The following is a 23,309-nucleotide window of genomic DNA, read 5'->3' as shown; positions in this document are numbered from 1 at the left end:
CACGCTCCTCGAGACGGCGACGCCCGGTCGGCCGGACCGGCACGCGGGCGGCGCACGGAGGGTCAGACCGCCGCGGTGGTCTCCGGCTCCGGCTCGGTGACGAGCGGGTACACGCCGTTCTCGTCGTGCACCTCGCGGCCGGTGACCGGCGGGTTGAAGACGCAGACGCACGTGATGTCGGTGCGCGGGCGCACCTTGTGCTTGTCGTGGTCGTTCAGCAGGTACAGCGTGCCGGGCTTGAGCTCGTGCACCTCACCGGTGGCCAGGTCCTCGATCTCGCCCTCGCCGGACGTGATGAAGACGGCCTCGATGTGGTTGGCGTACCAGAAGAAGCTCTCGGTCCCGGCGTACAGCGTGGTCTCGTGCACCGAGAAGCCGACGCGCTCCTTGGCGAGGACGATGCGCTTAGAGCGCCAGTTCTCGCTCTTGATGTCGGCCTCGGTGTCGGTGATCTCGTCGAGCGTGCGGACGATCATGTGTCTCCTCGGTCGTGAGAGGTCAGGTGGGACGGGTCGGTCAGGAGCCCAGGACGGCGTCGAACGCCTCGTCCAGGATGGCCAGGCCGCGGCGCAGCTCGTCCTCGGTGATGGTCAGCGGCGGCAGCAGCTTGACGACCTCGCTGTCGGGACCCGAGGTCTCGACCAGCAGACCGTGCTCGAACGCGTACTGCGTCACCCGGCCGGCGAGCTCGCCGTCGGGCAGCTGCAGACCGCGGGCGAGGCCGCGACCCTTGGAGAGGAGCTCGTGGTCGGGGTGACGCGAGACGACCGAGTTGAAGGCGCTCTCGACGATCAGGCCCTTGGCCTTGACCTCGTTCTCGAGGGTGTCGTCGGACCAGTAGGTCCGGATCGCCTCGGAGGCCGTGGCGAACGCCGGGGCGAACCCGCGGAAGGTGCCGTTGTGCTCGCCCGGCTCCCACACGTCCAGCTCGGGACGCACGAGGGTGATCGCCATGGGCATGCCGTAGCCGGAGATCGACTTCGACAGGCAGATGATGTCCGGGACGATGCCGGCCTCCTCGAAGGAGAAGAACCCGCCGGTCCGGCCGCAGCCCATCTGGATGTCGTCGAGGATCAGCAAGATCCCGTGCGCCTTGCACAGCTCGGCCAGGCCACGGAGCCACTCGGCGCGCGCGGCGTTGATGCCACCCTCGCCCTGGACGGTCTCGACGATGACGGCGGCGGGTTCGTTGAGGCCGGACCCGCCGTCCTCGAGCATCCGCTGGAAGTACTGGAAGTCGTCGACGTCACCGTTGAAGTAGTCGTCGTACGGCATCGGGGTGGCGTGCACCAGCGGGATGCCGGCGCCGCCGCGCTTCATCGAGTTGCCGGTCACGGACAGGGCGCCGAGCGTCATGCCGTGGAACGCGTTGGTGAAGTTGATGACCGACTCGCGGCCCGTCACCTTGCGGGCGAGCTTGAGGGCCGCCTCGACGGCGTTCGCGCCGCCCGGGCCGGGGAAGACGACCTTGTGGTCGAGTCCGCGCGGCTCGAGGATGTTGGTGCGGAAGGTCTGCAGGAACTCGCGACGCGCGGTGGTGAACATGTCGAGCGTGTGCACCATGCGGTCGTCGGCGAGGAAGTCCAGCAGGACCTTCTTCAGGATCGGGTTGTTGTGCCCGTAGTTGAGGGAACCTGCACCCGCGAAGAAGTCGAGGTACTCGGTACCGTCCTCGGCGTACACGGTGGCGCCGACCGCACGGTCGAACACCACGGGCCAGGCGCGGGAGTAGCTGCGGACCTCGGACTCGAGGGCGGTGAAGCCCGTCGGGTCATCGGTGGTCGACGCGTCGGACTGGGGGGTCAGGGTCGTCACGAAGGACACTCCTCTGAGGTGGTGCGCGCGGGTGCTTCGAATGGAACGGGGGCTGTGTCGTCACCTGCGCGCGGGACCGGCGCAGCCCGGTGTCGTGTCAGTTGCGGAAGCCCTCGATCACGAGCAGCGGTTCTGCCTCGTGGCCGTCGGGGAAGTGCTGTGCCTCGAAGCCGGGCACCTCGGTGAGCGAGGCGTTGCGGTCCTCGGACCAGCGTCGGAAGACGCGGCGGGAGGCTGCGTTGTCCTCGGTGACCGTGGTCACGAGGGAGGTGATTTCCGGCTGCTCGTCGATCACGGCGTCGATGAGACGCCCTGCGAGGCGGCGCCCGCGGGCGCGCTCGTCGACCGCGACCTGCCAGAGGAAGTAGCGGCTGGGATCCGCCGGCAGTCGGTAGCCGGTCACGAAGCCGACGACGTCGTCACCCAGCAGGGCGATCCGGCACGTGTCGGAGAAGTGGTCGGCCAGCAGCAGATAGCTGTACGACGAGTTGAGGTCCAGCGATCCGGAGTCGCGGGCGACCCGCCACATGGCGCCTCCGTCGTCGACGGTGGGGCGGCGGATCGTGAGTGGCGTGGAGCCGTCCCCGGCAGCCGCGTCCGCGGGCGCCGAGGGGGTCGGTTTGGTCGTTGGGCCGTCAGAAATTGTCATACCGGCATCAACCATAGACACGATCGAGGGATAATCCCACCCCGCCACGATGAATCCGGGGTGCGATGTTGACCACAGCCGCACGATGCCGGGGCGTCCGACGGTGGGCGCCCCGGCATGTGGCAGTCAGCCGGAGAACGGCTTGGCGGAGCGGATCTCCACCGGGATCTCGCGCCCGTTCGGCGCGGTGTAGCTGGTGGAGTCGCCCACCTTCTTGCCGTCGATGGCCGCCCCCAGGGGCGACGTGGGGGAGTAGACGTCGAGGTCTGTGGTCCCGGCGATCTCGCGCGAGCCCATGAGGAACGTCATCTCGTCACCGGCGACCTCGGCGACGACGACCATGCCGGCCTCGACGGTGCCGTCGTCGGCGGGCTGCCCCACCTGCACGTGGCGCAGCTTCTCGGTGAGCTCGCGGATGCGGGCCTCGTTCTTCGCCTGCTCCTCGCGGGCAGCGTGGTAGCCGCCGTTCTCCTTGAGGTCGCCCTCGTCGCGTGCGGCAGCGATGCGCTCGGCGATCTCGGTGCGGGCCGGTCCGGAGAGGTGCTCCAGCTCGGACTGCAACCGGTCGTGAGCCTCCTGGGTGAGCCAGGTGACGTTGCTCTCGGTCACGAGGGCTCTCCTTTCGTGGTGCTCGTCGCCTGCCCCGGATGACGCACGCCGGGCCGCCCGGCGGGCGTCGGCACGCGCGCCGGACGGCGCAGGACTGCGTGTGAATCCCTCAGGATAGCCGACGGTGGGCGGATTCGTGGACTTCGTGGCACCGTCGTCGAGCCGTCAGAGGTCGGAGACGACGCAGTCGGTGACGTCGGCGGCGGTCGCCTGCTCGGAGGTGCCGACGGTCACCTGGTAGGCGGAGGTCCGGCCGTCCGCGGGGCCGACCGGGACGTCGAGGGTGCCCACCTGGGCGTAGCTGGTGGACAGGGCGTCGACGGTGCAGACCGCCGTCGTGCCCGGGGGCATGTGCACCTGGAACGTGACGTCCACGCGCTCCGCGTCGACGACGTCGAAGCTCACCATCTCGGCGGTGACGGGATCCGCGGCGCTCTGCGCCAGGGAGAACCAGGCGGTGGCACCGACGGCGGCCGCGAGGGCGACCCCGATCGCGACCTTGGCGCCCCGCCCCGGGCCGCGGGCCGGCGTCGAGGAGGCCTTCGCCGCGCCTCCGTAGCGGCCGGCGGGGACGGTGGGGAGCTGCTCGGAGGTCATGACACCATTGTCCTCCACGACGCGGACGTCTCGAACTCATCCCAGGAGGACCCTTGACCGGCGAACCACTGCGGCTCATGGCGGTGCACGCGCACCCGGACGACGAGGCGAGCAAGGGTGCCGCGACGACGGCGAAGTACGCCGCCGAGGGTGTCGAGGTCCTCGTCGTCACCTGCACCGGTGGGGAACGTGGCGACGTGCTCAACCCGTCGTTCGCGCCGCCCGAGGGGCACTCCTTCGACACGCTCGAGGAGAAGCGCGCCGTGCGCCGCCTCGAGATGGCAGCGGCCGCGGCGGCGCTCGGCGTGCGTCAGCAGTGGCTCGGGTTCGTCGACTCCGGCCTCCCGGAGGGTGACCCGCTGCCCCCGCTGCCGGAGGGCTGCTTCGCCCTGCTGCCGCTGGAGGAGGCCTCCGCACCGCTCGTCGAGCTGGTCCGCCAGTTCCGGCCGCACGTCATGACCACGTACGACCCGACCGGCGGCTACCCGCACCCGGACCACATCCGCTGCCACGAGGTCTCGTACGAGGCCTACCGTGCGGCGGGCGACGCGAGCCGCTACGTCGTCGACGGCGGCGCGGAGCCGTGGGAGCCGCGCAAGCTCTACTACAACCACGGCTTCTCGATGGAGCGCATCCGTGCGGCGCACGAGGCCATGGAGGGCGCCGGCCTGGAATCCCCGTTCGGCGACTGGATCGAGTCCCGCACGGCGCGGGAGATCCCCGAACGGGAGGTCACCACGCGGATCGACGTCTCCGGCTACTTCGCCCAGCGGGACGCCGCGCTGGTCGCCCACGCCTCGCAGATCGACCCCGACGGATTCTTCTTCGCCGTGCCGCGAGACCTCGAGGTCGACGTGTGGCCCACGGAGGAGTTCGAGCTCGCGGACTCCCGGGTGCCGGTCGAGACCCCGGAGTCCGACCTGTTCGCCGGCGTCGAGGAGGAGTCCTGATGTCCGTCGCGCTGCTCGGCGGCCTGCTGGCCGACGTCAGCCCGTCGCCCAGCCCGACGGCGCCCGTCCTGGAGGACTGGGAGGTCACCCCCGGTCTGACGGGATTCCTCGCGACGTTCGCTATCGCGGCCGCCGCGGTGCTCCTCTTCCTCTCCCTGAGCCGCCACGTGCGCAAGGCGGACGCCTACGCCCGGGCGCACGGCATCGAGGTGCCGCAGCGGCGGTCCATCGGGTTCCGGACGTCGACGGGCGAGGCGTCCGACGGCGCGGCGACGCCCGACTCGCCCGCTTCGCCGTCTGACGCGTCGCCCGACGGCGGCACCCCGGACGGGACGGACCGGCCGGCGTCATGACGCGTGTCACCGTGGCACAGGTCGAGGTGGCCGACGACCACGAGGCGAACCGGTACATGGTCGCCGACGCGTTCCAGGCCGCCGCGGCGGTGGACGCCGACCTCCTGGTGCTGCCCGAGTACGCCTCGGGGTACCACCGGCACGGCGTCGGCATCGAGCACGCCGAGCCGCTGGACGGCGCGTTCGTGTCCACCCTGCGCACGCTCGCCGCGGAGCACGGGACGGCCGTGATCGCCGGGACGACGCTGCCGGGCGCGACGCCCGGCCCGGCCGACGCACGTCGTGCGGTGAACGCCGTCGTCGCCGTCGACGCCTCCGGCGAGCTGGTCGGCGCGTACCGCAAGGTCCACCTCTACGACGCGTTCGGCACCCGCGAGTCCGACCGGCTGGAGCCGGGGCCGGCCGACGCGGCACCGCTCACGCTGCGGGTCGGCGACCTCACCTTCGGCGTCATCACCTGCTACGACCTGCGGTTCCCCGAGTCGGCGCGGCGCGTGGTCGACGCCGGGGCGGAGGTCCTGGTGGTCCCGGCGGCCTGGGTCGCGGGTCCCCTCAAGGCGGAGCACTGGCGCACGCTGCTGGCCGCGCGGGCGATCGAGAACACCGTCGTGACGGTCGGCGTCGGGATGGCCGGCAAGGGCGTCACGGGCAGGTCCGTGCTGGTCGGGCCGGACGGCGTCGTCGGCCTGGAGCTGGACGAACGGCCGCAGTACCGCACGGTGGACCTGGATCCTGAGGAGCTCGCCGCGGTGCGCCGGGCGAACCCCTCGCTGCAGAACCGGCGCTACGCCGTCGTCCCCCGCTGACCCTCGCCCCAGCCCTGACGTTCGGCGACCGGGGGGAGGGTCAGGTGGCCGCGAGGTAGATCGCCACGGTGTGGCAGGTGAAACCGACGACCGTCAGGACGTGGAAGATCTCGTGGAACCCGAACCACCGGGGTGAGGGGTTCGGGAACTTGGTGCCGTAGACGACCGCGCCGAGCGTGTAGGCGAGCCCACCGCCGGCGACGAGCCAGACCACGGCCGGACCGCCGGTGGCGCCGAACTGGCCGAGGTAGCCGACGGCCACCCAGCCGAGCGCCAGGTAGATCGGCACGTAGAGCCAGCGTGGCGCGCCCATCCACAGCAGCCGCGTCAGCACCCCGGCGGCGGCGCCGATCCACACGATGGTGAGCAGGATCGTGGCGGCGCGCGGGTCCAGCAGCATGACGGCCAGCGGCGTGTAGGTGCCGGCGATGATGACGAAGATGTTCGCATGGTCCGCGCGTCGCAGGGCCACCTCGACGCGCGGCGACCACGTCCCGGTGTGGTAGACGGCGCTGGTGGCGAAGAGCATGAACGCGCTGAGTCCGAAGACCGCCGCCGCGACCTTGCCGGCCACCGGTTCGGCCAGCACGACGAGGACGATGCTGGCAGCCAGCGCGAGGGGGGTCGTGGCCGCGTGGATCCATCCGCGGAGCCTGGGCTTGAGCCGGCGGGCGATGTCCTTCGCGTCCTGCGCGACGTCCTTCGCGGCAGCGGTCAGGTCACCGCGGTCCGGGGCTTCCGTCCCCGGACCACGACGCTCGGCTCCTTCGGCCACGGTGTCTCCTTGCTGGTGCTGGTGCTGGTGCTCGTCGAATGAACCTACGGTCCCGTAGGTTACGCCAGCGTAGGCGCGGTGCGGGAACCGTCCCGCCGGGGACCTGTGAAGATCGTGCGACGAGACGGCGGGGCACGCGCGCGAACCTCGCCCGGTCGTCCCGGCGGGGCGACCCGGAGCGGTACCGTTGTCCCGATTCGTCCGACCCCCCGCCACACCGCGAAGGACCAGCGTGCGCCTGCCCCACCCGCTGTACAGCCTGTACGAGCGCCGGCTCTCCGGGTCGTTGGACCGCGAGCAGATGCCGCGCCACGTCGGCGTCATCCTCGACGGCAACCGGCGCTGGGCGAAGTCCTTCGGCGAGACGGCGGCCACGGGCCACCGGCGCGGGGCCGACAAGATCACCGAGTTCCTCGGCTGGGCCGAGGAGCTGGGCATCGAGGTCGTGACCCTGTGGATGCTCTCCACGGACAACCTCGCGCGACCCGAGTCCGAGCTCGCCAACCTGCTCGACATCATCGAGGACGCCGTCTGCGACCTCGCCGGTTCCGGGCGATGGCGCCTGCGGGTCATGGGACGACTGGACCTGCTGCCCGAGCGTCTCTCGAACGCGCTGCGGAGCGCCGTGGCCGAGACCTCCGACGTCGTGGGCCTGCACGTCAACGTCGCCGTCGGCTACGGGGGCCGCCACGAGATCGCCGACGCCGTGCGGTCCTACCTGCGCGCCGAGGAGGCCAACGGCACCACGCTGGCCGAGCTGGCCGAGCGCCTCGACGTCGAGGACATCGCCGCCCACCTGTACACCAAGGGCCAGCCCGACCCCGAGCTGGTGATCCGCACCTCCGGCGAGCTCCGCGTCGGCGGGTTCCTCATGTGGCAGAGTGCCCACTCCGAGCTGTCGTTCGTCGAGGCATACTGGCCGGACTTCCGGCGCGTCGACTTCCTGCGCGCGCTGCGTGACTTCTCCCGGCGCGAGCGCCGGCTGGGTCGATAGACGACGCCCTCGGACTCTCGCGGCGACGACGCCAGGACAGGAGAACCCATGACATCGACCGACAGCAGCCTGCCCGGCACGGCTCGGGATGCCGCACGGACCTGGGAGGCGCTGTTCCGCACGCAGGTCACGCTCATGCGCCGGTTCCAGGCGGACTCGGTCTGGGACGAGGTGTCCATGCGCGAGTACGACGTGCTCTTCACGCTGTCCCGGGCGACGAGCTGCACCATGCGGCTGCGCGACCTCAACGAGAGCGTCCTCATGGCGCAGTCCTCGCTCTCCCGGCTCGTGGAACGGCTCGAGGACCGCGAGCTCGTCCTGCGGTCCGTGCCGGACGACGACGCCCGCGGCACCCTGGTGGCGCTGACGGAGACGGGACGGCGGATGCAGCGCGACGTCGGACGGCGCCACGTCCGTGCCATGGAGCAGTACGTCGGCGGTGCCCTGGACGTCGAGGAGCAGGCCGAGCTGACGCGCCTGCTCGACAGGCTGCGGGCCGCGCAGGCCGGCATCGCGGACTGGTCACCCCAGGGTTGATCGGGCCGGTTATCCTCGGCGCGTGACCTCGCCGACGCCCGCCGAGCCCGCCCCTCGCCACGTGACCCGCACCGCCACGCCCGACGAGCCCCACGTCGTGGTGGTGCCCGACTCGTTCAAGGGCAGCCTCGGGGCCACCGACGTCGCGGCGGCGCTGCGGGCCGGCGTCCTGGCCGCCAGCCCCGACGCGCGCGTGACGTGCCTCGCGATGGCCGACGGCGGCGAGGGCACCCTCGACGCGCTGGTCACCACCTGGCTGACGCCCGTCCAGCACGTCGAGACCGTCGACGCCGTGGGTCGTCCGAGGACCGCGCGGTTCGCCGTCTCGCCCGACGGTCGCACCGGCGTCGTCGAGCTCGCCGAGGCGAGCGGTCTGCCGGCCGTCGGCGACGTCCCGCCCCAGCCGCTGCACGCCGGTACGCACGGCACGGGCGAGGTCGCGGCCGCCGTGCTCGACGCCGGCGTCGAGGAGGTGCTCGTCTGCCTGGGCGGCTCTGCCTCGACCGACGGTGGCGCCGGCCTCCTGACCGGTCTGGGTGCCCGGCTCCTCGACGCCGACGGCGCACCCGTCCCGGACGGCGGCGAGGGCCTGGCGCAGGTCGCCTCGCTGGACCTGTCCGGCCTGCACCCGCGCGCCCGCCAGGTGCGCTGGCGTCTCGCCGTCGACGTCACCAACCCGCTCGTCGGCGAGCTCGGGTCGGCCGCCGTGTTCGCCCCACAGAAGGGCGCCGGGCCGGGGGAGGTCGAGTTCCTCGACGCGGCGCTCACCCGGTGGGCCGACCTCCTGGAGCGTCGGTCCGGCGTCCGGGTCCACGAGCTGCCAGGAGCGGGTGCCGCCGGCGGCGTGCCCGCCGCGCTCGTGGCGCTGCTCGGCGCGGAGCTCGAGCCCGGGGCGTCGCTCGTGGCGGAGGCGGTCGGTCTGCCGGCGGCGCTCGCGGACGCCGCGCTCGTCATCACCGGCGAGGGGTCGTTCGACTCCCAGTCGGTGCGGGGCAAGGTGGCCGACGGCGTCGCCCGCCTGGCTGCGGCGTCCCCGGCCCGGCCCCCGGTCGTCGTGGTCGCCGGCCAGGTCCTGCTCCCGGCCGCGCAGGCACGCGCGGCGGGGATCGCGGCGGCGTTCTCGATCGCTCCCGGGCCGATCGGGCTCGACGAGCTGATGTCGCGCACGGCCACGCGGCTGACGGAGGTCGCGGCGTCGGTCACGACCCTGGCCCTCGCGAGGTAGCACGGCCCCGGCGAGTGGTGCGTGTCAGGGGGCGGAGTCGTCGTGCAGCACCACGCGGGACAGCTCGACGTCGCCACCCGGCAGCACCCAGTAGTGCAGCCGGCGGGCCTGCGGCGAGCTCGCCTGGAGGGACAGGCGCATGGCGTGCGCGCCGTCCGACTCGCGCACCAGGTACGGGCTGCCACCGCCGTCGCCGCACCGCAACCGGTGCAGCCCGAGGCCCGGCACGTCGGGCGCGCGCCCGGTCAGGACGAGGACGACGGCGCGGTGGACACGGTCCTCCAGCCCTCGCCCCACGTCGGCGAGCGACTCGCAGAAGCGTGGACCGACCGTGAAGCGGGGCAGGGGGTATTCGTCCTTCTCGTCCGCGCCGATGATCTCGGCCCAGGCCTGCAGCACGTCGTACCGCAGCTGGGCCTCGGGGTCGGCGAAGAGCCGCCGCGCCGGTGCGGGCTCCGTCGGGCGTGCGCGGCGTTTGCGGGCGCTGCGGATCTTGGCCTTGTACCGCTCGACGTCGTCGTGCAGGCGGTCGAGCCGGTCGCGCTGCTCCCGCACGAGGTCGCGCAGCCCGGTCACCTCCAGCTCGAGCGCCCGGACGGTGGCACGCAGCTCGACGGCGTCGCGTTCGGCGCGGTCGGCCCGGGAGCGGTGCTCGTGGACGGACAGCTCGAGCTGGTTGACCAGCGCCTTCTTGGGCGGGGTCGGCGCGGCCGCGGTGTCGTCCTCCTCGGGCACGTGAGCGTCGGACGACGGCGCGGCGGCCCGGGTGCGCCCGTCCGGCCCTCGGTGGACGTCGGGCGGGGGGACGGCCGGTCGCGGACCGGGCCCGGGGACGGGTCGCGGCCGTGGTGCCGGCTCCGGGGGCGTCGCTGCGGAGGGGGCGGACGACGCGTCGTCGGGGCAGGGCGACGGGAGCCAGGGGGGTCCGCCGTCGAGGAGGCTGACGGCCTCGAGCGCCGTGTCGGCGTCGTCCACGTCGTCGAGCCGCAGGTCCGGCTGGATGGTGCCGCCACCGGGGCCGGGAACGGGGCGGCCCGGGAGCATCCTCGCCGCGACGGTCTCGCCCACCGAGAACAAGTCGCGCAGGTCGGCGTCCCCACGGGCGGCATGCTCCCGCGGGACCCGCACCGTCACCGCCGGGGCGAGGGCCAGCAGCACGGTGTCGGCCGCGACCTGGTGCACCTGTGCCGGCACGACGGCTCCGTCGGGGTATCGGCCGTGCACGCGGGCGAGCTGAGCGGCCGGGTCCGGCAGCATGCCCCGCACGTCGAGCCGCCGCGAGCCGGCGTCGAGCGCTCCCCGGACCCGCATGCCCGGCGCGAGCAGCCGGTCGATCGGGACGACGGGCAGCGTCAGCTCCTGGGCGACCTGCGCGGTCGTGCCGTCGGGGGCCTGGACCAGCGCCCGGGTGCCGACCACACCGAGCACGGTGGCCGACGTCGTCGACCGGGTGGCCGCGGCGGGGGAGGCGGCGGTGCGAATGCTGGCCACGATGCCTCCTCCGCGACGGTACGGGCGGATTCTCGAGCCTACCCGCGGCCGTGACCTGCGGCTCGACGGCGCCGCCGCGCGGCGAGGATCGGCACCCGGTTGACGCCGGGAAGGAGATGACACGGTGTGCGTTCAATGTCACGTCCGTTTTCGCTGACCGGGGCGACCGAGCGTCCCGTCCGGTGCGAGGATGAGGGACATGCCGATGACCTCCCGGTCGGCCGATCCCGGCCCGTACGACGCCCTGCTCCTCTACTCCTTCGGTGGCCCGAACAAGCCGGAGGACGTCGTCCCGTTCCTCCGCAACGTGACGGCCGGCAAGGGGATCCCCGACTCCCGCCTGGAGGAGGTCGGCGAGCACTACTACGCGTTCGGCGGCAAGAGCCCCATCAACGACCAGAACCTCGCGCTCAAGGCGGCGCTCGAGGCCGAGCTCGCCCGCCGCGGTATCGACATCCCCGTCGTGTGGGGCAACCGCAACTGGGAGCCGTACACCACGGACGCGATCGACGAGCTCGAGCGGCTCCGGGCGCAGCGCGCCGTCGCCCTCGTGACCTCGGCCTACTCCTCCTACTCCGGCTGCCGCCAGTACCGGGAGGACCTCGCCGTCACGCTGGACGAGCGTGGCCAGCTCGGCCCGGATGGCTCCACGGGCGTCCAGTTCGACAAGATCCGCTCGTACTTCAACCACCCGGGGTTCGTGCAGGCGAACGTGGACGCGGTGCTGGACGCCTATGCCGCGCTGGAAGCAGCGGGTGGCACGCCGGCCGAAGCGCGGCTGGTGTTCGTCACGCACTCCATCCCTGACACGATGGAGGCGGCGTCCCGGGTCTCCGGCGCCACCTACTCCCAGCAGCACCTCGACGTCGCAGCCGTGATCGCCGAGCGTGTCGGCCAGCAGCGCGGGCACGCCGTCGAGTGGGAGCTGTCCTACTGCTCCCGCTCCGGCCCGCCCACCCAGCCGTGGCTGGAGCCCGACGTCAACGACCTGCTGACCCAGCGCGCGGGCGAGGGCCTGCGCGACGTGGTGCTGTCCCCGATCGGGTTCGTCTCCGACCACATGGAGGTCGCGTACGACCTCGACACCGAGGCGATGGACACCGCCACCGAGCTGGGGATGAACGCCGTGCGGGCCGGGACCGTCGGCACCCGGGAACCGTTCGTCGCCGGCCTGGTCGACCTGCTCCTGGAGCGCGCCGCGATCGCCCGTGGCGAGGACGTCGACGAGGCGACCGTGGGCGACCTGCCCGCGTTCCGCTCCGTCTGCGAGGTGGACTGCTGCCTGCGGCGCGACGGCGAGCCGAGCGGTGTCCCCGCCCTGTGCTCGCGCGACCTGCACCGCTGATCCTGCCCGCCCACGGCGTACCGAACACGAAGGAGACCACCCGTGACCGACCAGCACATCCACGGCGACACCGGCGAGGCCGTCGACGCGCAGCCCCTCAACGAGTCCGTCCGCTACGCGATGATCTCGGTGTTCTCCCTCGCCGAGCCGCTGCCGGCCGACGGCGGCGCGCGCGCCGAGCTCGTGGCCGCGGCCGAGGACGCGCTGTGGGACGGCCGGCCCCGGACCGACCGTGACGCCGCGGGCACCGAGGGTGACGTCGTCGTGCGCGGGGTCTACGACGTGGCGGGCCTGCGGGCCGACGCCGACCTCATGGTCTGGGTGCACGGACCGTCCGTGGAGTCCGTGCAGGGCGCCTACCAGCGACTGCGCGCCTCCGGGCTCGGGGCGCACCTGGCGTCCGAGTGGTCCGTCGTGGCGCTGCACCGCGCCGCCGAGTTCAACAAGGGTCACGTGCCGGCGTTCCTCGCCGGTGAGGCACCGCGTGACTACCTGTGCGTGTACCCGTTCGTCCGGTCCTACGACTGGTACCTGCTGCCCGACGACGAGCGCCGCACGATGCTGCGCGACCACGGGATGGCCGCGGCCGGGTACAAGGACGTGCGGGCCAACACCATGAGCACCTTCGCCCTGAGCGACTACGAGTGGCTGCTCGCGTTCGAGGCGGACGAGCTGCACCGCATCGTGGACCTCATGCGCGACCTGCGGGCCACCGAGGCGCGCCGCCACGTGCGCGAGGAGGTGCCGTTCTTCACCGGCCCGCGCGTGGAGCTGGGCGCCTGGGCCGACCGGCAGCCCCTCGCCTGACGGGCCGAGGGTCGTCGCACGGCCGGCCAGCGGATGCTCAGCCGGTTGATGTTCGACATGCTGGAACCATGAGCACCGACAACGACTCCGCCGCGTCCCCGGCCCCTGCCACCACCGGCGACCGGGTGCGCCAGGTCGTCGTCCTGCTCGGGTCGCTCGTCGCGATCGCCGGCGCTGCCGTCGGCTCCGGAGCGTTCGGGGGCCAACCGATCGCCGAGGCGGCGGGCGGCGCGCTCTCCGCCGAGGCCACCGTCGTCGCGCCCGGCTCGTCGGCCTTCTCCATCTGGTCGGTGATCTACGCCGGGCTCCTGCTGTTCGCGATCGTCCAGCTCCTGCCCGGACGCGGCGGGGACGCGCGGATGCGGGCCGTGGGCTGGTGGTTCCTCGGGTCCATGCTGCTCAACGCCGTCTGGATCGCCGTGGTCCAGGCCGGCTGGCTGTGGGGCAGCGTGCTGGTCATCGTCGCCCTCCTCGCCGTCCTGTGCGTGATCTTCGTCCTGGTCGTGCGCATCCCGTCGCGCCGGCCGCTCGACACCGTCGCGACGGACGTCACCGTCGGGCTCTACCTGGGATGGGTGAGCATCGCGACGATCGCCGACGTCGCGGCGACCCTCGCCGCCCAGGAGGTCGGCGGGCTCGGCCTCGGCGAGAGCGTCTGGGGAGCGGTCCTGGCCGCTGCGGGAGCGCTGGTCGTGGTGGCCGTCGCCGTCTACGGCCGGACACGTCCCTTCGTGACGATCCCCGTGGGCCTCGCCGCGGGTTGGGGTCTCGCCTGGATCGCGGTCGCACGCACGCAGGGGCCGTTGACCGACGTCGTGGTCGCCGTGGCCGCCACGATCGCCGCCGTCGTCGCCGTGGTGGCGCCGATCATCGTCGCCCTCGCGCGCCGGCGCTAGCACCGCCCACGGGTGGCTAGGTGCCCGCCGCCGCGACGACGACGGTGCCGCCGGGCCCGTCGTCGTCCTCGGCGTGCACGACGCGCCCCCTCAACGCGGCGGCCGCCACGAGCGCGAGCGCCCCGCCCGTCTGGTCGGTGCCCACCTCGAACAGGAGGCTGCCGCCCGGCCGCAGCCAGGCGGGTGCGTCGGCGACCACCCGGCGCAGCACGTCGAGCCCGTCGCTGCCGCCGTCGAGCGCGACGACCGGTTCGTGGTCCCGGGCCTCGGGCGGCATCCCGGCGATCGCGGCGGTGGGTACGTACGGGGCGTGGCAGAGCAGCACGTCGACCCGGCCCCGCAGCGCGGCCGGGAGCGGGTCGAAGAGGTCGCCCTGGTGCACCGTCCCTCCGAGCGGTGCGAGGTTGCGTCGGGCGTGGGCGACGGCGGCCGGGTCCAGGTCGCTCGCGTGCAGGGCGGCGGACGACCGGCCGTCCAGGCCCAGCAGCACCGCCCCGCCGACGGCGCCGCAGCCGCAGCACAGGTCCACCACGACCTCGGTCGGGGGCGTCACGCGCAGGGCGGTGCGGACCAGCAGCTCGCTGCGGCGCCGCGGGACGAACACCCCCGGGCCGACGGACCACCGGTGGCCGGCGAGCTCCACCCAGCCGAGCAGGTGCTCCAGCGGCTCGCCGGCGACACGACGGGCGACCAGCGCCTCCAGCTCGTCGGGCACCGCCGCTCGGCCGTCGGTGTGGTCGAGCAGCAGCCGTGCCTCGTCCTCGGCGAACACGCAGCCGGCCGCCCGCAGCCGGGCGACCAGCGCGTCCCCGTCGCGGCTCAGGGGTAGAGCCCCCGCGTCTCGTGCGCCTCGGCCGTGCGCTGCACACCGATGACCAGGGCGGCGTCGCGCAGCGAGATCCCGTCGCGCCGGGCCAGCATCGAGACGTCGGCGTAGGCCGACGACATGCGCCGGGCCAGCTTCTCGGCGATCTCCTGCTCCGACCACCAGTAGGTCTGGTTCGCCTGCACCCACTCGAAGTAGGAGACGACGACGCCGCCCGCGTTCGCGAGGACGTCCGGCACCACGACGACCCCGTTGTCCGCGAGGATCTGGTCGCCGCGCGCGGTGGTCGGGCCGTTCGCGCCCTCGACGACCCAGCGCGCCCGCACCGCGGGAGCCGTGGTCTCGTCGAGCACGCCCTCGAGCGCGGCCGGCACGAGGACGTCGACGTCGAGGGCCAGCAGCTCGGCGTTGGAGATCGGGTCGGCGTCGTCGAACCCGACGACCGAACCCGTGGCCTCCACGTGCTGCTGCAGCCGTTCCACGTCGAGCCCGTCGTCCGCCCGCACGCCACCGTACAGGTCGCTCACGGCGACGACCCGGGCACCACGGTCGGCGAAGATCGACGCGGCGTGGCCGCCCACCTTGCCGAAGCCCTGGATCGCCACGGAGACCTCGGGCAGCGGCACGTCCGCCTCCTTGAGCGCGGCGGCCGTGACGTGCACGATGCCGGCGCTCGTGGCCGTCCCACGGCCCAGCGACCCCCCGACGGCGAGCGGCTTGCCCGTCACCACGGCCGGGATCGTGAAGCCGCGGTTCACCGAGTAGGTGTCCATCACCCAGGCCATCGTCTGGGCGTCGGTGCCCATGTCCGGGGCCATGATGTCTGTGTCCGGGCCGATCACCGGCATGATCTCCGAGGTGTAGCGGCGCGTCACGCGCTCGAGCTCGGCCGCGGAGTACTCGCGCGGGTCGATGCCGATGCCACCCTTCGCGCCGCCGTAGGGCAGGTCGACGATGCCGCACTTCCACGTCATCCACATGGCCAGCGCCCGCACCTCGTCGATGTCCACGGCCGGGTGGTAGCGCAGCCCGCCCTTGCCAGGCCCGCGCGAGACGTTGTGCTGTACCCGGAAGCCGTGGAACAGCACCGTCTCGCCGCTGTCGCGGCGCAGCGGCACCGCGACATGGGTCTCGCGGCGGGGCGTGGCGAGCATCTGGTGCAGGCCGTCGGCGTAGCCCAGGTGCGCGACGGCCCTGGTGAGCTGGCTGTGCGCCGTCGCCAGGGGTGAGGCGTCCGCCACCAGGGGTGGGGCTTCCGCCACCAGGGTCGTCGGGGTCGACGTCGTCGTCAACAGAACCTCCTGCAAGGCACGGGCCGGGCGCTCGGGTCCGGCCCGGCGGGTCGGTACGCCCCGTCGTGCGGGGTCGCAGGCAAACCGTAACCCCACCGACGGGGGCTCGACGACGGCCCCCCGCCCGGGCGCGGCGGCCCCGGTGCGGCCTCGCTAGCCCCGGCGTGCCCGACGGCGGAACGACGCCGGCGTCTCGCCGGTCAGCCGGGCGAAGGCCCGCGTGAACGCCGCCTGGTCGTAGAAGCCCGTGCCGGCGGCGATCTCGGCGATGGGGGTGCTGCCGCCGGTCAGCAGGTCCGCCGCACGGTCCACCCGGGTGCGCAGCACGAGCTGGCGGGGCGACAGCCCGAACACCTGCTTGACGCGCCGGTCCAGCACCGCCGGGGTGCAGCCCGCCATCGACGCCAGGTCGCGGACCGTCAGCGCCACCTCGGGGGAGCGGTCCAGGTGCCGCTCCACCGCGGACCGCAGCCGCGCCATCGCGTCCATCGTGACGTCGTCGGCGTCCCGGGAACGCAGGTCGCGCGAGACCGAGACGATGCCGACGAGCCGGTCCGCGTCGTCGTGCACGGGGAGCTTGGACGTGAGGTACCAGCCGGGGGTGCCGCCGAGGCGCCGGATCAGCTCCAGCTCGCCCCGCAGCGGCCGCCCGCCCCGGAGCACCTCGGCGTCCTGGGCCTCGTAGCGCTCCGCCAGCTCGGGGACGAACAGGTCCCGCGCACGCCGGCCGACGACCTGCCGGCGCGAACGTTCCTTGGTGCGGTGCACGAACGTCCGGTTGACGAGCACGTAGCGGCCGGACGCGTCCTTGGCGCAGAACATGACGTCGCTCAGCTCGTCCATGAGGGCGACCATGGTCCGCGCCATCGCGGCCAGGACGGCGTCGCCGGCCGGCCAGGTCGGTTCGTCGACGGGCGGCCCGTCGGGCGGCGGTACGGGGGGAGGCACGGTGCCGGTCTACCCGGCACGGCGCCGCGCGGCAAGTTTGTCGCCGTCGTGTTTGTCGCAGGAGCGCCGCGGCGCGAGCGGTTCTGTACAAGACGAGCAGGCGCCGTCAGGAGCATCCTGGAGGGATGAGCACCCACCTGAACGAGCGCGGCGCCACCACCCCCGGCGCCGGACGGCCCGACCTCCCCGACGCCGCCGCCCTGGTCGAGGACGCCGTGGCCCTCGCCCACTCGTGGATCGCCACCGCCGAGGGGACCGGCGGCGGTGCCACCCGCGCCGACCGCCGCACCCGCGCCACCGCCGAGCGGCTCGGCGACCTCGTCGCGGACCCCGCCGGCCTCGAGCTCGCCGTCGGCTTCGTCGACGACGTCGCACGCCCCCAGGACGTCCGGGTGGCCGCCAAGGCCCTCGCGCGGCTCGGGCGCGACGCCGGCAGCGCGAGCTTCCTGTCACCGGTCGACCGGGCGCTGTTCCGCGCCGGGGCCGCCGTCGCGCCGATGCTGCCCGCCGTCGTGGTGCCCGCCGCGCGGGTCCGGCTGCGTCAGCTGGTCGGTCACCTCGTCGCCGACGCGGGCCGAGGGCTCGGCAAGCACCTCGCCCGGACGCGCGACGAGGGCTACACCCTCAACGTCAACCTGCTCGGCGAGGCCGTGCTCGGCGCCGACGAGGCCGAGGCCCGCCTGCAGCGCACCATCGACCTGGTGCGGCGCGACGACGTCGACTACGTCTCCGTGAAGGTCTCCTCCGTGGCGGCCCAGCTCGTCACCTGGGACCTCGACGGCTCGCGGGAACGCGTCGTCTCCCAGCTCCTGCCGCTGTACCGCGCCGCGCGCGACCACGGCGTGTTCCTCAACCTCGACATGGAGGAGTACAAGGACCTCGCCCTGACCACCGCCGTCTTCCGCGACGTGCTGGACCGGGACGAGTTCCGCGACCTCGAGGCCGGGATCGTCCTGCAGGCCTACCTGCCCGACGCGATGGGTGCGCTCGACGAGCTCACCGACTGGGCGCAGGGCCGGGTGCGTGCGGGCGGTGCACGGATCAAGGTCCGGCTCGTCAAGGGCGCCAACCTCGCGATGGAGCACGTCGAGGCGGAGCTGCACGACTGGCCCGCCGCGCCGTACCTCTCGAAGCCCGAGGTCGACGCCAACTACGTGCGCATCCTCGACCGCCACCTCACGCCCGAGCGCACGGCGGCCGTCCGCCTCGGCGCAGCGTCCCACAACCTGTTCCACGTGGCGCTCGCGGTGCTGCTCGCCCGCGGCCGCGGCGTCGGCGAAGGCCTCGACGTCGAGATGCTGCAGGGCATGGCGCCGGTCGAGGCACGGCTCGTGCGGGCCGAGGTCACCCGGGGCGCCCCCGACGAGCACGGCGACGTGGTCCTCTACACGCCGGTGGTCCGCGACGAGGACTTCGACGTGGCGATCTCCTACCTGGTGCGCCGCCTCGAGGAGAACGCCGCCGAGCAGAACTTCCTGCACGCCTCCTTCGCCCCGCCGTCGGCCGTGCCCGGGGTGGCCGGCACGCCGATGGACCGTCAGGAGGTCGCGTTCCGCGCCTCGGTGACGCGCGGCCTGGACTACACGCCCGACGACGTCGCGCCCCGCCGCCGGTCCCGCTTCGCCGCCGAGCCCGCACCTGTCACCGACGGTCCGTTCCGCAACGCGACCGACACGGACCCCGCCGTGGCGGCGCACCGCGAGTGGGCACAGCGGATCGTCGGGCCCGACAGCGGATTCGTGCCCGTCCAGGCCCCCGAGATCACCGACACCGCGACGATCGACGCTGCCGTCGCCCGCGCCGTCGAGGTCGGCAGAGCCTGGGCCGCCGTGCCCGCCACCGGACGCGCCCGGGTGCTCCGCGTGGCCGCGCACCGCCTCGAGGCCCGTCGCGGCGACCTGATCGCCGCCGCCGTGCACGAGGCCGGCAAGACCGTCCCGGAGACCGACCCCGAGGTCACCGAGGCGATCGACTTCGCCCGCTACTACGCCGACGCCGCCGAGGCGCTCGACACCGTCGAGGGCGCAGACTTCGCGCCCGACGGCGTCACCCTCGTCACCCCGCCGTGGAACTTCCCGGTCGCCATCCCGATCGGTGGCGTGCTCGCGGCGCTCGCTGCCGGCTCGACCGTGCTCGCCAAGCCGGCACCGCCCACACCGCGCTGCTACGAGCTCGCGGTCGAGGCGGTCCACGAGGCCCTGGAAACGGTGGCCCCCGAGATCGGCCTGGCCCCGGACGTCGCGCGCGACGCCGTGCAGTACCTGCGGGTCCCGGACGGGGACGCCGGCAAGCATCTCGTCACCCACCCCTACGTGGCTCGCGTGGTGCTGACGGGGTCCATCGAGACGGCCGAGCTGTTCGCACGCTGGCGGCCGGAGCGCCCGGTGCTCGCCGAGACGTCCGGCAAGAACGCGCTGGTCGTCACGCCGTCGGCGGACCTCGACCTGGCCGTGGCCGACGTGGTGCGCAGCGCGTTCGGGCACGCCGGGCAGAAGTGCTCCGCGGCGTCCCTGGTCATCCTCGTCGGCTCCGTCGGCGACCCGACCGTCACGGGCGAACGCTTCCAGCGACAGCTCGTCGACGCCGTGCGATCCCTCGCCGTCGGGGCGTCCACCACCCTGTCGACCGTGATGGGGCCGCTCACCGAGCCCGCCACCGGCAAGCTCGAGCGGGCGCTCACCACGCTCGAGCCGGGAGAGACGTGGCTCGTGCCGCCGCGCCGGCTCGACGACCAGGCGGCCGCGGCCGGGCTGGAACCCGACCGCCTGTGGACCCCCGGCCTGCGCGACGGCGTCGCCCGCGGCTCGTTCTTCCACCTCACCGAGGTGTTCGGCCCGGTGCTCGGCATCATGCGTGCCGCGACGCTGGACGAGGCGCTCGAGATCCAGAACCAGGTGTCCTTCGGGCTGACCGGTGGGATCCACTCCCTCGACGCCGACGAGATCGCCACCTGGCTCGACCGCGTCGAGGTCGGCAACGCCTACGTCAACCGCCACATCACCGGGGCGATCGTGCAGCGGCAGTCGTTCGGGGGCTGGAAGGCCTCCGTGGTGGGGCCTGGTGCCAAGGCGGGCGGCCCCAACTACGTGGCGCAGCTCGGTTCGTGGAGCGACACGCCGGCGGCGGCCGGCGGACCCCCCTCACGGGGCAACGACCCCCGAGGATGGCTCGCCTGGGCCGAGGCCTCGGACGACGCCGCATGGCAGAGCGAGTTCGGCGTGCCGCACGACAAGACCGGGCTGAGCGTCGAGGAGAACACCTTCCGCTACCGGCCCGTGGAGCAGGTGACCGTGCGCATCGGCGACGACGCGCTGCCCGCCGAGGTGCAGCGTGTCCTGGCCGGTGCCCGGCGTGCCGGAGTGCGCGCCGTCGTCGTCCCCGAGGCCGACGCCGGATGGGGTGTGCCGCACGGGGAGCCCGTCTCCCACGCGCAGTTCGCGGCAGCCGTCGCCGAGGGGCAGGTCACCGGTCGGATCCGCGTGGTCGGGTCCGCCCCCGGGCTGCGCGAGGCAGCCGTGGACCGGCTCGGTGAGGTGACCGTGCTCGACGGGCCGGTGCTGGCCGCCGGGCGGCGCGAGCTGCTGACGTTCCTGCGCGAGCAGGCGGTCAGCCGGACCAAGCACCGGTACGGCCACCTGCGCGACTGACGAGTGCTGTGGGTGCACGACACGCCGTCTAGCCGAACGGTCAGCCGGCGTGTCGTGCACCCACAACGGTGGGTGGGTCAGGCGGTGCTGATGCCGCCCGAGGCTGCGGCTCAGGCGGAGTCACCCTCGACGAGGCGGGGCACGAAGATCCGCGGCTCCGGGTGCACGTCCTCGCCGGCCAGCATGTCGAGGAGCGTCGACGTCGCTGCCGCCACCATCTCCACGACCGGCTGGAGCACCGTGGTGAGCCGTGGCGTCGTGCGCTCCGCGCCCAGGGCGTCGAAGCCGACGACCGCGACGTCGTCCGGCACCTTCTTGCCGTGGTCACGCAGCACCTGGAGCGCACCGGACGCCATCAGGTCGGAGGAGGCGAAGACGCCGTCGATGTCGGGGTGGTCGGCGAGGAGGCGCTCCATCGCCTTGGCGCCGCCCTCCACCGTGAAGTCGCCGTTGGCTACCGCGTCGGTCGGCAGGCCCGCCCGGCTCAGGGTCCGGCGCCACCCCTCGTGGCGGTCGAGCGACGCGGTCATGTCCTGCGGACCGGTGACGGCTGCGATCGTGCGGCAGCCACGATCGACGAGCCGCTGCGTCGCGACGCGGGCACCGGCCGAGTTGTCGACGTCCACGTAGTGCAGACCAGCGCTGTCGAACGGGCGACCCACGAACACGCCGGGGAGCGAGCCGGACCGCAGCTCCGGCTCGAGGCGGTCGTCCTTGTGGTGCGAGGCGATGATGACACCGTCGACGTGACCGCTGTTCAGGTACCGCGCGATGTGCCCCGGCCGCTCGCCCGGGCGAGCGAGCAGGAGCACGAGCTGCAGGTCCGTGCCACCGAGGCCCTCGCTGACTCCGCGCACCACACCGGCGAGGAACGGGTCGGTGAGGATGCGGGCGTCCGGCTCGGGGACCACCAGCGCGATGGAGTCCGTCCGGCGGGTCACGAGGGAGCGTGCCGCCCGGTTGGGCGCATAGCCCAGCCGGAGGATGGCTGCGTCGACGGCCTGCTGGGCCTCGGGGGACACGCGATCGCCCCCGTTGATGGCGCGGGACGCCGTCGACCGCGAGACTCCTGCGGCGCGCGCGACGTCGTCGAGCGTCGGAACGATGTGCTTCGTGACCACGATCGGAGACTACCTTTCGCTCAACCGCGGGCCGGGACGGCGTTGTCCCGGGCGACGTCCGCGTACCAGCGACCCGAGGACTTCACGGTGCGCTCCTGGGTCTCGTAGTCCACGCGCGTCAGACCGAAACGCTTGGAGTAGCCGAGCGCCCACTCGAAGTTGTCCATGAGCGACCAGGCGAAGTAGCCGCGGACGTCGGCGCCCGCATCGATCGCGTCCTTCAGCGCGCGCAGGTGCGCGTCGAGGAAGGCGATGCGGTCCGGGTCGTCGACGGTGCCGTCCTGCTCGACGACGTCGGGATAGGCGGCGCCGTTCTCCGTGACGAAGAGCGCCGTGCCGCGCGGCCCCGTGTAGTCCTCCTGGATCCGGACCAGCAACCGGGTGAGCCCTTCCGGCTGCACCTCCCAACCCATGTCCGTCGTCGGCAGGCCGCGGCTGTGCGGGTAGACGCCCTCGGGGACCGGGTTGGGGGACCGGGTCTCCCGGGCCGGCGCGCTGTCGTCGTGCTCGCGGACCCCGTCGGGCCCGGCGGTGCCGTCCTGCGCACCGGCCGCGGCCTCGGGGGTCGCGGAGACCGCGCCACCGTTGTAGTAGTTCACGCCCAGCACGTCGATGGGCGTCGAGATGAGCTCGAGGTCGCCCGGCCGGATGAGCTCGGCGAGCCCGAGGTGCGCGACGTCGACCAGGATGTCCTGCGGGTACGCGCCCCGCAGGACCGGGTCGAGGAAGATGCGGTTGAACATGCCGTCGTCACGTCGCGCCGCGTCGACGTCCGCCGGGCTGTCCGGGTCGACCGGGTCCGAGACGGTGAAGTTGAGCGTGATGCCGAGCGACGCCTCCGGAGCGCGCTCGCGCAGGGTCTCGACGGCGAGCCCGTGGCCGAGCATGAGGTGGTGCGCCGCCGCCAGCCCGAGCTCCGGCGACGTCCGGCCCGGCGCGTGGACGCCCGCGGTGTAGCCGAGGAACGCCGAGCACCACGGCTCGTTGAGCGTCGTCCAGACGGGCACACGATCAGCGAGGGCGTCCGCCATGACCTCGGCGTAGTCGGCGAACCGGTAGGCCGTGTCCCGTGCGGGCCAGCCGCCGGCCTCCTCCAGGGCCTGCGGGAGGTCCCAGTGGTACAGCGTGAGCCAGGGCATGATGTCGGCTCCGAGGAGCTCGTCGACCAGCCGGGAGTAGAAATCGATACCCTTGTGGTTGACCGTCCTGCCGTCCGGGACCACCCGCGCCCAGGAGGTCGAGAAGCGGTACGTGTCGAGGTGGAGGCTCTTCATGAGCGCCACGTCCTCGTGGTACCGGTGGTAATGGTCGCAGGCGACCATGCCGTCGTCGCCGTGGTGCACGGCGCCCGGGACCCGGGCGAACACGTCCCAGATCGAGTCGAGGCGGCCGTCCTCGGAGCCGGCACCCTCCACCTGGTAGGCGGCCGTGGCAGCGCCCCAGAGGAACCCGTCCGGGAAGGCGACGCGTCCGCTCGTGTTCCGGGTCGCCTGCACCAGCGGGCTGGTCGGCGTGAACGGGACAGCCGTCCCGGGGGCGGCGGTGCGAGCCGCGATGCCCGGCATGCTCAGAGTCATCTGTACTTCCCTGTCGGAGGAGGGGACTGTCCGGGCGCCCTGGGGCGCC

At 73.4% G+C, this 23,309-nt stretch carries 22 protein-coding genes; 10 read left to right on the top strand and 12 right to left on the bottom strand.

The genetic code is table 11. The features are described from left to right. Positions 1-62 precede the first annotated feature (62 nt). The 5 genes from ACWAT2_RS17325 to ACWAT2_RS17305 all read right to left on the bottom strand — a co-directional run bounded on the left by ACWAT2_RS17325 (position 63) and on the right by ACWAT2_RS17305 (position 3,670). Positions 63-476, bottom strand: coding sequence for an ectoine synthase (locus tag ACWAT2_RS17325; protein ID WP_402377502.1), 414 nt, complete (start codon positions 474-476; stop codon positions 63-65). A gap of 40 nt (positions 477-516) precedes the next feature. Further along, complete coding sequence (gene ectB / locus ACWAT2_RS17320) at positions 517-1,815, bottom strand: diaminobutyrate--2-oxoglutarate transaminase (RefSeq protein WP_402377499.1); 1,299 nt, start codon at positions 1,813-1,815, stop codon at positions 517-519. Positions 1,816-1,912: 97 nt separating this feature from the next. Continuing rightward, positions 1,913-2,464 (bottom strand): diaminobutyrate acetyltransferase, encoded by a 552-nt coding sequence (gene ectA / locus ACWAT2_RS17315; protein WP_449768919.1) that lies wholly within the window; start codon positions 2,462-2,464, stop codon positions 1,913-1,915. Positions 2,465-2,590: 126 nt separating this feature from the next. Further along, positions 2,591-3,073, bottom strand: a complete 483-nt coding sequence (greA, locus tag ACWAT2_RS17310; protein WP_402377494.1) for a transcription elongation factor GreA — start codon at positions 3,071-3,073, stop codon at positions 2,591-2,593. Positions 3,074-3,238: 165 nt separating this feature from the next. Beyond that, entirely contained in the window at positions 3,239-3,670 is a 432-nt protein-coding gene (locus ACWAT2_RS17305; RefSeq protein ID WP_402377491.1) for a DUF4307 domain-containing protein, read from the bottom strand. Between the two features lie 53 nt (positions 3,671-3,723). On the opposite strand from ACWAT2_RS17305, the gene mca reads away from it, so the two are divergent. Genes mca through ACWAT2_RS17290 form a run of 3 tightly spaced genes read left to right on the top strand, consistent with a single transcriptional unit; the run spans position 3,724 to position 5,779 of the window. Further along, positions 3,724-4,620 (top strand): mycothiol conjugate amidase Mca, encoded by an 897-nt coding sequence (gene mca, locus ACWAT2_RS17300; protein ID WP_402377488.1) that lies wholly within the window; start codon positions 3,724-3,726, stop codon positions 4,618-4,620. Next, a complete protein-coding gene (locus ACWAT2_RS17295; RefSeq protein WP_402377485.1) occupies positions 4,620-4,973 on the top strand; it encodes a hypothetical protein in 354 nt (117 codons plus the stop codon). Before mca ends, ACWAT2_RS17295 begins: the two co-directional genes overlap by 1 nt. Beyond that, positions 4,970-5,779 carry a nitrilase-related carbon-nitrogen hydrolase gene (locus ACWAT2_RS17290; protein WP_402377482.1) on the top strand — a complete coding sequence of 270 codons (810 nt, stop codon included), beginning with the start codon at positions 4,970-4,972 and terminating at the stop codon, positions 5,777-5,779. The genes ACWAT2_RS17295 and ACWAT2_RS17290 overlap by 4 nt, the downstream gene beginning before the upstream one ends. 40 nt (positions 5,780-5,819) lie before the next feature. On the opposite strand, the gene trhA is transcribed toward ACWAT2_RS17290, so the two are convergent. Next, positions 5,820-6,497, bottom strand: a complete 678-nt coding sequence (gene trhA / locus ACWAT2_RS17285) for a PAQR family membrane homeostasis protein TrhA (protein WP_402377619.1) — start codon at positions 6,495-6,497, stop codon at positions 5,820-5,822. 289 nt (positions 6,498-6,786) lie between these two features. On the opposite strand from trhA, the gene ACWAT2_RS17280 reads away from it, so the two are divergent. From ACWAT2_RS17280 to ACWAT2_RS17270, 3 genes are read left to right on the top strand one after another with little or no spacing between them, the layout of a single operon-like run. After that, positions 6,787-7,548 carry an isoprenyl transferase gene (locus tag ACWAT2_RS17280; RefSeq protein WP_402377480.1) on the top strand — a complete coding sequence of 254 codons (762 nt, stop codon included), beginning with the start codon at positions 6,787-6,789 and terminating at the stop codon, positions 7,546-7,548. 48 nt (positions 7,549-7,596) lie between these two features. After that, positions 7,597-8,085 carry a MarR family winged helix-turn-helix transcriptional regulator gene (locus ACWAT2_RS17275; protein WP_402377477.1) on the top strand — a complete coding sequence of 163 codons (489 nt, stop codon included), beginning with the start codon at positions 7,597-7,599 and terminating at the stop codon, positions 8,083-8,085. A 22-nt stretch (positions 8,086-8,107) separates the two neighbouring features. Then, positions 8,108-9,310 carry a glycerate kinase gene (locus ACWAT2_RS17270; protein WP_402377474.1) on the top strand — a complete coding sequence of 401 codons (1,203 nt, stop codon included), beginning with the start codon at positions 8,108-8,110 and terminating at the stop codon, positions 9,308-9,310. A gap of 24 nt (positions 9,311-9,334) precedes the next feature. Here the strand turns inward: ACWAT2_RS17270 and ACWAT2_RS17265 are convergent, their stop codons facing one another. Next, a complete protein-coding gene (locus ACWAT2_RS17265) occupies positions 9,335-10,801 on the bottom strand; it encodes a hypothetical protein (protein WP_402377471.1) in 1,467 nt (488 codons plus the stop codon). A gap of 199 nt (positions 10,802-11,000) precedes the next feature. On the opposite strand from ACWAT2_RS17265, the gene ACWAT2_RS17260 reads away from it, so the two are divergent. From ACWAT2_RS17260 to ACWAT2_RS17250, 3 genes are all read left to right on the top strand, one after another. After that, positions 11,001-12,146, top strand: a complete 1,146-nt coding sequence (locus ACWAT2_RS17260; protein WP_402377468.1) for a ferrochelatase — start codon at positions 11,001-11,003, stop codon at positions 12,144-12,146. A 42-nt stretch (positions 12,147-12,188) separates the two neighbouring features. Further along, positions 12,189-12,953, top strand: a complete 765-nt coding sequence (hemQ, locus tag ACWAT2_RS17255; RefSeq protein ID WP_402377466.1) for a hydrogen peroxide-dependent heme synthase — start codon at positions 12,189-12,191, stop codon at positions 12,951-12,953. Between the two features lie 68 nt (positions 12,954-13,021). Continuing rightward, complete coding sequence (locus tag ACWAT2_RS17250) at positions 13,022-13,849, top strand: tryptophan-rich sensory protein (RefSeq protein ID WP_402377463.1); 828 nt, start codon at positions 13,022-13,024, stop codon at positions 13,847-13,849. 16 nt (positions 13,850-13,865) lie between these two features. Here the strand turns inward: ACWAT2_RS17250 and ACWAT2_RS17245 are convergent, their stop codons facing one another. The 3 genes from ACWAT2_RS17245 to ACWAT2_RS17235 all read right to left on the bottom strand — a co-directional run bounded on the left by ACWAT2_RS17245 (position 13,866) and on the right by ACWAT2_RS17235 (position 16,915). After that, entirely contained in the window at positions 13,866-14,621 is a 756-nt protein-coding gene (locus ACWAT2_RS17245; RefSeq protein WP_402377461.1) for a putative protein N(5)-glutamine methyltransferase, read from the bottom strand. 47 nt (positions 14,622-14,668) lie between these two features. Further along, positions 14,669-15,967, bottom strand: a complete 1,299-nt coding sequence (locus ACWAT2_RS17240; RefSeq protein WP_402377458.1) for a Glu/Leu/Phe/Val family dehydrogenase — start codon at positions 15,965-15,967, stop codon at positions 14,669-14,671. 153 nt (positions 15,968-16,120) lie between these two features. Then, positions 16,121-16,915, bottom strand: coding sequence for a helix-turn-helix domain-containing protein (locus tag ACWAT2_RS17235; protein ID WP_402377455.1), 795 nt, complete (start codon positions 16,913-16,915; stop codon positions 16,121-16,123). A 125-nt stretch (positions 16,916-17,040) separates the two neighbouring features. Here ACWAT2_RS17235 and ACWAT2_RS17230 point away from each other — a divergent pair, with 125 nt between their 5' ends. Next, on the top strand, positions 17,041-20,562 hold the full coding sequence (locus ACWAT2_RS17230) for a proline dehydrogenase family protein (protein ID WP_402377452.1): 3,522 nt from the start codon (positions 17,041-17,043) through the stop codon (positions 20,560-20,562). A 110-nt stretch (positions 20,563-20,672) separates the two neighbouring features. On the opposite strand, the gene ACWAT2_RS17225 is transcribed toward ACWAT2_RS17230, so the two are convergent. Beyond that, on the bottom strand, positions 20,673-21,686 hold the full coding sequence (locus ACWAT2_RS17225) for a LacI family DNA-binding transcriptional regulator (protein ID WP_402377616.1): 1,014 nt from the start codon (positions 21,684-21,686) through the stop codon (positions 20,673-20,675). A 17-nt stretch (positions 21,687-21,703) separates the two neighbouring features. After that, on the bottom strand, positions 21,704-23,260 hold the full coding sequence (locus ACWAT2_RS17220) for a glycoside hydrolase family 1 protein (protein ID WP_402377449.1): 1,557 nt from the start codon (positions 23,258-23,260) through the stop codon (positions 21,704-21,706). Positions 23,261-23,309 lie beyond the last annotated feature (49 nt).

This window comes from Isoptericola sp. GX10416, assembly GCF_056590155.1.
Note: the sequence above shows the minus strand (reverse complement) of the source record. Positions and strands in the feature narration are given on the sequence as shown.